The organism is Campylobacter mucosalis (genome assembly GCF_013372205.1).
GTDB lineage: Bacteria > Campylobacterota > Campylobacteria > Campylobacterales > Campylobacteraceae > Campylobacter_A > Campylobacter_A mucosalis.
The window spans coordinates 793,178-804,554 of record NZ_CP053831.1 but is presented as its reverse complement, the minus strand read 5'-3'; the positions used below and the strand labels follow the sequence as shown (position 1 = coordinate 804,554).

11 protein-coding genes are annotated in these 11,377 nt (G+C 35.8%); 2 read left to right on the top strand and 9 right to left on the bottom strand.

The window, feature by feature from the left end; all coding sequences use genetic code 11:
* Positions 1-35: 35 nt before the first annotated feature.
* The 4 genes from CMCT_RS04250 to mltG form a co-directional block, all read right to left on the bottom strand.
* Positions 36-335 carry a 4Fe-4S dicluster domain-containing protein gene (locus tag CMCT_RS04250; RefSeq protein ID WP_034967202.1) on the bottom strand — a complete coding sequence of 100 codons (300 nt, stop codon included), beginning with the start codon at positions 333-335 and terminating at the stop codon, positions 36-38.
* A gap of 29 nt (positions 336-364) precedes the next feature.
* Positions 365-1,246 carry a lactate/malate family dehydrogenase gene (locus CMCT_RS04245; RefSeq protein ID WP_034967204.1) on the bottom strand — a complete coding sequence of 294 codons (882 nt, stop codon included), beginning with the start codon at positions 1,244-1,246 and terminating at the stop codon, positions 365-367.
* A gap of 3 nt (positions 1,247-1,249) precedes the next feature.
* The gene (locus CMCT_RS04240; RefSeq protein WP_034967206.1) at positions 1,250-3,391 is read right to left on the bottom strand and encodes an NADP-dependent isocitrate dehydrogenase; all 2,142 of its coding nucleotides are present in this window, start codon (positions 3,389-3,391) and stop codon (positions 1,250-1,252) included.
* Positions 3,392-3,455: 64 nt separating this feature from the next.
* A complete protein-coding gene (gene mltG / locus CMCT_RS04235; RefSeq protein WP_176325132.1) occupies positions 3,456-4,406 on the bottom strand; it encodes an endolytic transglycosylase MltG in 951 nt (316 codons plus the stop codon).
* Here mltG and CMCT_RS04230 point away from each other — a divergent pair.
* Together CMCT_RS04230 and CMCT_RS04225 are read left to right on the top strand one after the other, a co-directional pair.
* Positions 4,348-6,903 carry a YhdP family protein gene (locus tag CMCT_RS04230; protein WP_051654821.1) on the top strand — a complete coding sequence of 852 codons (2,556 nt, stop codon included), beginning with the start codon at positions 4,348-4,350 and terminating at the stop codon, positions 6,901-6,903. The two genes, mltG and CMCT_RS04230, sit on opposite strands and share 59 nt — an antisense overlap.
* A 9-nt stretch (positions 6,904-6,912) precedes the next feature.
* Positions 6,913-7,923, top strand: a complete 1,011-nt coding sequence (locus tag CMCT_RS04225) for an AI-2E family transporter (protein ID WP_034967208.1) — start codon at positions 6,913-6,915, stop codon at positions 7,921-7,923.
* Here the strand turns inward: CMCT_RS04225 and hypA are convergent, their stop codons facing one another.
* The 5 genes from hypA to hypB are packed head-to-tail and all read right to left on the bottom strand — an operon-like array spanning position 7,924 to position 11,366.
* On the bottom strand, positions 7,924-8,268 hold the full coding sequence (hypA, locus tag CMCT_RS04220; protein WP_034967211.1) for a hydrogenase maturation nickel metallochaperone HypA: 345 nt from the start codon (positions 8,266-8,268) through the stop codon (positions 7,924-7,926). It lies immediately after the preceding gene.
* On the bottom strand, positions 8,268-9,257 hold the full coding sequence (hypE, locus tag CMCT_RS04215) for a hydrogenase expression/formation protein HypE (RefSeq protein ID WP_034967212.1): 990 nt from the start codon (positions 9,255-9,257) through the stop codon (positions 8,268-8,270). Before hypE ends, hypA begins: the two co-directional genes overlap by 1 nt.
* On the bottom strand, positions 9,248-10,345 hold the full coding sequence (hypD, locus tag CMCT_RS04210) for a hydrogenase formation protein HypD (protein WP_034967215.1): 1,098 nt from the start codon (positions 10,343-10,345) through the stop codon (positions 9,248-9,250). Before hypD ends, hypE begins: the two co-directional genes overlap by 10 nt.
* Complete coding sequence (locus CMCT_RS04205) at positions 10,329-10,622, bottom strand: HypC/HybG/HupF family hydrogenase formation chaperone (RefSeq protein WP_034967216.1); 294 nt, start codon at positions 10,620-10,622, stop codon at positions 10,329-10,331. The genes hypD and CMCT_RS04205 overlap by 17 nt, the downstream gene beginning before the upstream one ends.
* Positions 10,623-11,366, bottom strand: a complete 744-nt coding sequence (gene hypB, locus CMCT_RS04200) for a hydrogenase nickel incorporation protein HypB (protein WP_034967219.1) — start codon at positions 11,364-11,366, stop codon at positions 10,623-10,625.
* Positions 11,367-11,377: the final 11 nt, after the last annotated feature.

The following is an 11,377-nucleotide window of genomic DNA, read 5'->3' as shown; positions in this document are numbered from 1 at the left end:
TTACAGGCTCTTTCTGTGTTTTTCATATCTTTCCTTTATAGCTTGTAAAATTTATTTGCTCTTACTGCTACGGCTCGCTCTTTGCTTGTGGCTGTAAGTTTGGCAAATTTATAACCCTTATTTGCAACATAAATCGCAAAATCAGGACAATGTAACTCGCAATCACGACACCCTATGCACTCGTGCGGATATACAACTTCTATCATTTTACCAAGCACCGCATTTGGCTCTATCCTCATCGCAAGGACACCAGCAGGGCAGTTGCTTACGCATATATCACAAGCCTTACACCTACTCTCATCAACCCAAACGGCTATATCATCTCTATCTATCATAACTCTAGTTTCCTTAATCAAATTTGCAGTTACAAATTCTCTTCTACAAATTTTATATTTTTAGCTATCTCGTCTTGACTCTCTTTTAGCTTCTCTTGTTCGATTTGAGTTAAATTTAGCTCAAAAATTTCACAAATTCCATCTTTTGCGATACTAGCAACCCTACCACAAGCAAAGCCGTCAAGTATCACGCTCACGCTTTGAAGCTCTTTTTTATCTTTTATGATAGCCTCACAAAGCTTCACAGCTCCAGCCGCTGGAGCATAAAATGCCGAAGTTCCAACAAGCTCTACAAATTTTGCTCCACCATTTTTTGTATCATCGCTGATGTTTTTAAACTCGTCATCGCTTAAGGCGTCTTTTACGTAGTTTTTAGAGATTATCATCTTATCATTATGTGCACCTACAACCATACTTTTACTATCGGCATCGCCTTTTAGGTTTGAAATTTCATACCTTAATCTAGCACTATCAAGCTCTCCTGCCATACCTATTATCTTACTACTTTTAAAGCCTGTAAATTTTTGTGCTAGATACACCATAACGTCAAGTGGGTTTGTAACCATTATCAAAATAGCATTTGGAGCGTAGGTTTTTACATTTTCCATTACGCTTTTTAGGACTTTTGCATTTATAAGAAGTAAATCCTCTCTGCTCTGACCAGGCTTTCTTGGGCTACCTGCTGTCATAACCACTATGTCGCTTTTACTTACAAGTGTGTAGTTATCGCCACCATTAACCTTTATAGGTAGGTTAAAAACCTGTGTACTTTGTGCTATATCCATAGCTTTTGACTTTGCGTGATTTGCAAATATGTCAATGATGGCTAGTTCATCACAAAGCCCCTTTAAAGCAAGTGCATAAGCCACACTCGCACCAACATTTCCTGCTCCAATAACTGAAATTTTCATACTCTATCCTATTATTTGATTTAGTGTTTTACTCGGTCTCATTAGCGAATTTATGGTATTTTCGTTTAAATAATACCAACCGCCAAGATCTGCTTGTTTACCTTTATTTTGTGATAATTCCGCCTTTATAATCTCTTCATTCTCTAGCAGTTTTTTATAAAGCTCATTAAAACCATCTATGCCGCTATCTTTTAGCTCACTAGCCCAGTAAAGTGCTATATAATAATGACTAAGTCTAGTATCCGCCTCTCCTACTTGCATTTTTGGAGATCTATCGTCCTTTAGGTATCTAGCGACGGCATTATCTAGTGCTTTGCTTAAAATTTTAGCATTTTTACTACCTTCAAATTCAAGCGAAGCAATTAAAGCCAAAAACTCGCCAAGACTATCCCAACCAAGATGATTTTCATCTCTAAGCCCCATAGCAAGTCTAGGTGCAGTCCCACCAGCTCCCGTTTCAAAAATAGCTCCACCACAAAGTAGTGGCACGATAGATAGCATTTTTGAGCTGGTACCAAGCTCTAAAATAGGAAACAAATCCGTTAAATAATCACGCAAGACATTACCAGTAACACTAATGACATTTTTGCCCTCTCTTATCATCTGAAGGCTTTTTTTGCAAGCGTCTTGGTAGTTTAAAATTTCATAGCAAACGTCGTTTAAATCGTTAAAATTTTGTATGATTTTTATTAGGTTATTATCGTGTTCTCTATCCTTATCTAGCCAAAATATCAAAGGTTCACCACTATCTTTAGCACGTTTAATAGCGAGTAAAATCCAGCTTTGTATCGCTTCAATGCTTGTTGTCATCGCCCTAAAAATATCACCCTTTTTAACGCTAAATCTAAAAATTTCCTCACTTCCAGATATCACAAACTCGCCATCAGCTCCCGCTATAAATGTCTTATCGCTACTTCCATACTCCTGGGCTTTTTTTGCCATTAAGCCGATATTACTTACGCTTCCTAGTGTTGCTACATCAAGCTTTTTATTTGCCTTAAAATCCTCAACTACTGCTTCATAAACCCTAGCATACGTGCTATCTGGTATTATGATTTTACATTCACGCAAGGCTCCATTTTTATCGCTCATCTTGCCAGAATTTCTTAATAGTGCAGGAACAGAAGCGTCAATTATGACATCGTTTGGAACGCCAAAATTATCCACGCCTTGCTTTAAATCAACCATAGCCACATCTGGACGACTGGTATAAACTTCTTGAAATTTGGCTAGAATTTTATCTTTATTTGGCAGATTTTCAATCTTTGCAAAAAGCTCTTTTAGACCACTATTGGCGTTTACTCCAGCACTCTTTAAATCAGCTTCAAACTCACCAAAAACATCTTTAAAAAATACCCTTAAAGCCCTACCAAATATCACAGGATCGCTTACTTTCATCATAGTAGCTTTTAAATGCAAACTAAAAAGCAGGTCTTTACTCTTTGCATCATCAATCTGTTTATGAAAAAATTCATCAAGACTATCAATACTCATATAACTAGCGTCGATAATATCGCCCGTTTTAACAGCTATATCATCTTTTAAAATCTCTTTTTTGCCGTCTTTGTGTATAAATTCTATTCTTAAAATTCCATCTTTTTTTATGACATTTGAATGCTCATTTGCGTAAAAATCGCCACCATTCATATATGCTACTTCGCATCTATTTTTCTCGTCCCACTCGCCCATATAGTGCGGATTTTGCCTTGCGTAATCCTTTACCGCCTTTACACTTCTTCTATCTGAGTTACCCTCTCTTAAAACCGGATTTACCGCACTTCCTAGGACTTTTTGGTATTTTTGTTTATTTGCCCTCTCCTCTTCGTTTTGTGGCTCATCAACATACTTTGGCAAGTCATATCCTAAAGAATTTAGCTCATCTATTAGCGAATTTAGCTGGGGAAGTGAGGCTGAAATGTTTGGGAGTTTTATAATATTTGCGTCGCTCTGTTTTACGATTTTTGAAAGTTCTAAAAGTCCGTCTTCGCACTTATTAAATTGTGCTAAAACCCTACTGGCAAGACTTATGTCAATCTCTTTTAGATTTATACCAGCTCTGCTTAAAAAGCACTTTAAGATAGGCAAAAATGAAACAGAAGACACAAATGGTGCTTCATCGGTTTTTGTCCAGATGATTTGGCTCATTGGCTTTCCTTACTAAATTTAGACAAATTTATCATTTTTTAAATTAAAAGCTTTTAAAAATGCCCTATTTTTGAGAATTTATATTTTGATTATGCTCACTTATCGTCTTTGAAAATCTATGTTTTTTGCTCTTTTTATCAAGCACAAAGTATAAAAATTCCGTATTTGCGGGTGCTATGGCTGCTTTTATGGCACTTATTGAAACGGAACAAACAGGAGTTGGTGGAACTCCGTCGTTTAGATAGGTATTAAACTCGCTCATATCGGTTTTAATGCGTTCAGAAGTAATCACATCGTGCGAGTATATGCCGTAGTTTAAAGTGCCGTCCATTTGCAAACGCATACCCTTTTTTAGTCTGTTGTAAATCACAGATGAAACGATTGGCATTTCATCGTTATTTGCGGCTTCTTTTTGAATTACCGCGGCGATTGAGAGTATTTTAAACCATTTTTTTTCATTGTATTCGCCAAAAATTTTAACAGACAGATCCTGTTGTGCCTTTTTTGACGAGTTTATGAGATAGTAAATCAAGTGTCGCTCACTAATACCAAGTGGAATTTTGTATGTATTTGGCACTAAAAATCCGTCTGGCAAAGGTGCTATTTTGGCGTATTCCTCATTTAATTTAACTGGATTTAAATTTAACTTTTTAGCAACTTCATTTAAAAATACAATCGTCGTTTCGCCAGGGATTAGGGTTATATCAGTCATCGCAGCCTTTGCCTTTGTAAGACGCTCTAAAAACTCGCCCCTAGTAAGAGTGGTTTTACCCATATTTATCCAGCCAGATTGCGGTTTTCCCATAAAGTGCAAAAGATACTTATCAAGCACACTAATCTTAAAATTTTTATCAACTAAATAAGATATAATCTCGCCAACACTTCCCTTTGGCATAAAAACCACTTTTGACGTGCTAACTGGGCAAGAAAGATAAAAAAGGATACTTACAAAAAAAATGATAAAAATATCAAAAATCACAAGAATTGCTGGATATTTTATAAAATTTTTTATCATCTTAACTCTTTCTGTCATACTAATCCTAAAATATGGTATCAAAATCGATAATTTCGAGTTTGCTGGTATAAAACTTGAGAAATTATACATTAAACTAAATAAAAAAATAATTTTTCTAGCTGATAACATAACTCTACCAAATTTAAAATTTTCAAACGAACATAGCTCATCAGCAGATTTTTACAAACTTTCAAAGAGTGCTATTTGGATAGATAGAATTTTTGAAGAGATTTGGCTAAAGGATATTTTTATAAGCGGTGTAAATCTTAAAATTTTATATCAAAATGGCAGGTTTTTTGTAGATAGCCCATATCTTGGCGTAGATTTAAAAATTGATAAAAATAGCGACAATATCGATGTTTCAAACTTAAATTTTAAAGATTTTAACCTAAGCGTAAATGGCAGTGCAAACGCGGATTTTAAAAACAGAAAATATGAATTTAAAGGGGCGTTTAAAACTCACGAGATAAGCGGAAATATAAATTTTGATATGTTAAAAGATGAGTTAAGATATAAAATTTATGACGCAAATGCTACTTCGCTTAAAAATTTTATGAACGAACTTGCTAAAAAAACAGATCTTAATAAAGAGGTTAAAAGCTGGATATACGGCTACATAGTAGCTAGTGAGTATAGTATAAGCGAGTTAAATGGCAAAATTAATCTAGCAAAAAACGACGCTTTTTTAGATGAGTTAAACGCAAAGGCAACGGCTAGAAATTTAAAGATCAGTCTAGATAAAAGTGTAAGTCCAATAAGTGTAAAAGACGCAAATATCACGCTTAGTGGCTCAAAGTTAAGCTTTAGTCTAAACGAGCCAAGCTATCAGGGTAAAAAACTAGATGGATCAAGCCTTTACATATATGATATTTTTGATGAAAAAAGGGCTGGAATTTTTATAAACATAAAAACCAGTTCATCGCTAGATAGCCATATACACGATATTTTAAAGGTCTATGATCTAAAAATACCAATCATTCAAAAAAGTGGCAAAACGGATACAAATTTAGACCTAAACGTCAGTTTTGACACATTAGATGTAACAGCAAATGGTGAGTTTAAGCTTAATAACTCAGAAATTTTAATACAAAATGCGCCATTTAAGGTAAAAAAAGCAGATGTCGTGCTAAAAGATACGACAAATTTGTATATTGACGCAAAAAATTTAAGTATGGATATTTTTAATGCAAGTGGAGTAGCAAAACTTGATTTAAACACTAGCAAGGGTAAAATAGACGCTAAAGTCGAGTGGTTAAAGATAGATGACTTGCTTAGTTTAAAAGATCAAAATTTAAAAGCCACGCTTGATTTTAGTGGCGACGATACGATACTTGCATTAGAAAATTTAGATACTAAATTAAAATTTTCCACACACAAAAATAGCATAAAACTATCAAACTCGCAAAACATAATAAAACACTCAAAACTCCTAGAAAAAATCGGCATAAGTGCGTTTAAAACCATAGATATAAATACAGAAAATTTTACGCATTTTGACGTAGATGCTTTGGGTGTGAAATTTGACCTGCCATTTTATAAAAAAGATCTTAGCAAATACGAAAATGATGACTTTAAAATTTTAATAAATAAACAGGATATCAAAGGCGAAACTTCAAGCGGTCATTTAAGCTTTGAGGTAAAAAACAGCAAAGATGTTGGTATTAAAATAGACGGAGTAGATCTATTTGCAAAGACCGATGAAAACTCAAGCTTTACAAGCTCTCTTGATGATATCAGTCTAATTTTACAAGCAAAAAACTCAAACATTATACTAAATGATTTAAACAGAACACTAGAGCTTAAAGAGTATCAGCTAACAGCAAAAAAGGATTTTTTAAAGCTTGGCTCAAATGCTTACGGCGGACGGATAAATTTAAATAAAATAAACGACACAACAACGCTAGAAGCCCGAGATATAGACGGAAAATTTGTAAATGAGCTCTTTAAGATAAATAGCTTTGAGGGTGGGAAATTTAAACTAAAAGTCGTTGGAAATAGCAAATTTTACAAAGGTGAGGTTAGATTTTACGATACATACTTTAAGGACTATGTTTTTTACCAGCAGCTTCTTACTTTTTTAAACTCGATACCATCGCTTATTAGCTTTAAAACTCCAGACTTTAACCAAAAAGGATTTTCAGCAAAAAGCGGAAAGGTTATGTTTGAAAAAAATGGGGATATTTTAAATTTCTTAGCAATTGACATAAAAGGTAGCAGTGCCGATATAATCGGCGCAGGAGAGATAAATCTAAAAGATAAAAATATAAATATTGATCTTCAAATAGAAATTTTAAAAGACGCAAGTTTTATAATAGACAAAATACCAATCATAAATCAAATTTTACTAGGCAAAGAGCGAAAACTATCAACGCTAATAAAACTAAGAGGCACAACAGATAAGCCAAAATATAGCTCACAAGTGCTAAAAGATACGCTACTAGCGCCATTTAAGATGATTCGCAATGTGCTTGAGGTGCCATTTTTGATATTTGAGTAAGGAAGAAATTTGAAAAACAATCTTTGGATAGTCTATCTAGCTAGTTTCATAGTAGTTTGTGGCGGTGTAAAACTTGCAAATAGTGTGATTATGCCGTTTTTAATGGCACTTTTTATAGCCATAGTCATAAACCCATTTATAAATCAACTACAAAACAAACTAAAACTCCCTAGAATTTTAGCCTTTAGCATAGTCATTGCGGTTATATTTTTCCTGCTTGGTTTTGTGATAAACACAACGCTAAATACATTAAATGGACTGTTATCTTATATGCCAGAGCTATCTAGTAAACTAAATGCGTTAAGTATGCAAATTTTAGGCAAACTTAGCGAGTATGGCATAGAAAATATAAGCATACCAAGCGAGTTAGAGCCAAACAAAATTTTATCAGCCAGTGTTGAGTTTTTAAAAAATGGAGGAGTGATTGTATCAAAAAGCTTTTTTGTGTTTTTATTAGTAACTTTTATGCTATTTGGGACGCAAATTTTCACAGAAAAAATCAAATATTTTGCAGCCACAAATCCAAAAACCGAACCACTCATAAAAAGCTTCATATCAAACCTAAAGAGCTATTTAGTTATAAAAACCTTAGCGTCACTTGCAACTGGAGTATTTATATTTATAGGACTTAGCATTTTAGGTGTCAAATACGCCCCACTTTGGGGGATTTTGGCATTTGTGCTAAATTTTATCCCAACCATAGGCTCAATAATAGCCGCCATACCAGCACTGCTAGTATCTTTGGCACTAAATGACTTTATGATAACTGTTTGGGTTTTAGCACTATATCTTGCGGTAAATATAAGCATAGGAAATTTTATAGAGCCAAAATTCCTAAGCAAAGGTCTTGGGCTTAGCGTCCTTGTTGTGCTGTTAAGTCTACTATTTTGGGGATTTTTACTTGGCGTTGGCGGTATGTTTTTAGCAGTTCCGCTTACTATGAGCATTAAAATTGCCCTTTTGGCAAATCAAAACACAAAATTTATAGCAGTTTTACTAAGCGATAAAATAGATGAGTAACTAGCTCTCAAGCTCAAGTCTCATCAGATACATATCCTCTCCATCAACTATCTCAAGCTCGTTACTACCGCACTTTGGGCAGATAAATTCATTTACGCTTAGTGTGCTTTGCTCAAGGCACTTTTTGCATTTTATCACGACATCTTGGATATGCACGATAAGCTCTGCCTCATCACACACGCTTTGCGCCTTAACAACGCTAAACGCACTCTGTAAATAGTGTGGTTCAACACCGCTAAGTCTGCCTATTTTTATAAAAATTTTAGTTATCTTACTGGCGTTTTGCTTTTGTGCATTTTGTTCGCACAACAAAAGTAAATTTTGTGCTATACTTAGTTCGTGCATTAGCAAATCCTAGGAAGCAACTCGCCCTTAGGAGGCTCTAAAAATCTGCGAGAACCATAAGCGTTTTGCAAGATAACACGTGAGTTTTTATCGCTTACAATCTCGCCAATTACACTTGCATTTTTATCAAATTTAGACAAAATATCAAGCGCCTTTTTCTCATCATCTGGCTTAACTGCAAGAACAAACGTGCCTTCATTAGCAAGTTCATAAGGCTCAAATCCAAGAAGTTCGCAAATTCCAGTAACCTCATCGCTTACTTTTATACTCTCTTCAAAGACCAAAATTTCACTCTTTGAGTAACTAGCCCACTCATTTAAAACCGCACTTAGTCCACCCCTAGTCGCATCACGCATACAAAGTGGAGTAACCCCACTACCTAAAAGCTCACTAACCACGCCTTTTAAGCTCTTGCAATCGCTCTTAAGCTCACCAAAAAACTCAAACTCTTCTCTATTTGCAAGAACGACTGCTCCGTGTCTGCCAATATCTGCTGAGAGTAAAATTTTAGCTCCAACTTTTAAACTATCTGTGCAAATATTTGGTGCTAAAATTTCACCAACACCAGAGGTGTTTATGAAAATTTTATCGCATTTTCCCTTTGGGACAACCTTTGTATCGCCACAAACTATCTTTACATCGGCTTCTTTGCACACCTTAGCCATTGAGTTTAAGATACGCTCAAACTCATCTATCTCAAGTCCCTCTTCGATGATAAAAGCACAGCTTAGATATTTTGCACTAGCTCCAACCATAGCAAGATCGTTTATAGTTCCGCACGCTGCGATTTTACCGATATCTGCACCGTTAAAAAAAAGTGGCGTCACGACAAAACTATCCGTGCTAAAGGCCAAATTTTTAAAATCGCCAAGTATCGCACTATCATTGCTCTGTCTTAAAATTTCATTATCAAGCGCCTTAAAAATCGTCTTATTTATAAGATCATTCATCTCTATTCCGCCACCGCCGTGGCTTAACATTATCCGCATTTTACCTCTTTTGCATATTTGTAGTAGGCGGCACAAGCACCCTCTCCTGAAACCATACAAGAACCTATTGGAGTTTGTGGAGTACAAGCCTTTGCGAAAACCTTGCAGTCATAAGGCTTTGCGTGACCTCTTAAAATTTGACCGCATATACAGGCTTTGCTTTCGCCTTTGCTTACGACCTCACAGTCAAAGGCAACCCTCGCATTGATAAAGTCAAACTCTTTTTTAAGCCCCATACCACTTGATTTTATCTCTCCAAGCCCTCTCCACTCAAAATCACATAAATCAAAATATCTATTTACCAGCTCTTTTGCCTTTAAATTTCCTTGTTCGCTAACAACCCTTGAGTATTCATTAAAAACTTCATAGCTTCCTAAATTTTGTTGCTCGACTAAATTTAAAACACTAGCCATCATATCAAGTGGCTCAAAACCGCTAACTGCTATTGGGGTTTTAAACTCATTTGCAAGTTCGTTATACACAGCACTTCCAGTAATCACACTAACGTGAGATGGTGCCAAAAACGCCCCTATTTTCACATCTTTATCGTCCATTATAGCTCTTATGGCAGCTGGGATAGTGACGTGATTTATATGAAAATACAAATTTTTTAGCCCCATTTGCAAGGCTTTTTCTATCAAACTAGCACTCATAGGCGTCGTGGTTTCAAAGCCAATTGCAAAAAATATAACCTTTTTATCTGGATTTTGACTGGCTATTTTTAAGCAATCAAGTGGCGAGTAAAGTGCCCTAATATCACTGCCCTCTGCGCGTAGCTTTAAAAGGCTAGTGTGCGATCCAGGCACTCTTAGCATATCAGCTAAGGTGCAAAATATCACACCATCAAGTGAAGCTAACTTACAAGCCTCATCTATCCTACTTTTTGGCATAACACAAACTGGACACCCTGGTCCGTGTATGAAATTTATATGCTCTCCGACTAAATTTGTAAGTCCAAATTTCATTATCGAGTGAGTGTGTCCACCACAAATTTCCATTATATTAAGTGGCTCTTTGCTAATACTCTTAATACGCTCACTAAGGGCTAAAATCAACCTTTTATCGCGAAAATCATTTATGAGATCCATCTAGCATATCCTTTAATCCCATATCTCCATCATCATCGCTAATGACGCCCTTTTCCATATTATCTGCCATTTGACGATAAATCTCAAGGCTCTCTTGTGCTATTTTTGTATCTATTTTCTCCATTGCAAAGCCAACGTGTATAAGCACGTATTCTCCCACATTTACCGGCTCAGCTATAAGATCAAGACTAACCTTACGCTTTACGCCAAGAGTTTCTACAAGCGCGACATTTTGCTCATCTATCTCAAGCACTTTTGAAGGTATAGAAAGGCACATTTACAAAGCCTTTCTTTTAAATTCCAAAAATGAAAACCAAGCGTCTAGCCCCTCTCCACTTTTACTATCTAGCACGATAACATCGACATTTGGATTTAGTTTTCTAGCTTCACGCTTTACCTTGTCTATATCAAACTCAAAATGCTCTAAAAGGGTAGCTTTTGTAACCACAACAAGATTTGCGTTTTTAAACATCACAGGATATTTTGCAACTTTATCATCTCCCTCAGGCACAGAAAGAAGCACAACATTTATGTGAGTTCCTATATCATAACTAGCAGGACATACCAAATTTCCGACATTTTCTACAAAAAGTAGCTCAAGTGTATCAAGTGGTATATGTAAAATTCCGTGATTAACCATAAAAGCATCAAGATGACACGTCTGACCAGTGCTTATTTGAAAGGCTGGAGCACCAGCTTTAGCTATCCTGTCCGCGTCCGCATTTGTCTCAAGATCTCCCTCTACAACGCCTATTTTAAACTTACCGCCCTTTATCGTAGCCTCTAAAAGCGTAGTTTTACCAGCACCAGGACTACTCATCAAATTTATCCCTAAAATTTTTCGCTTCTCTAGCTCTGCCCTATTTTTAAGCGCTTGTTCGTCATTTACCGATAAAATTTTAGTTATAACATCTATCGTTTTTGAGTCGTTTAACGTAGGGTGCGAATGAGTGTGAGAGTGACTAGTCCCGTCAGCGTGAGTATGCCAACCAGAAACCGAGCAACCGCAATCTTTACACATTGTTATCTCCT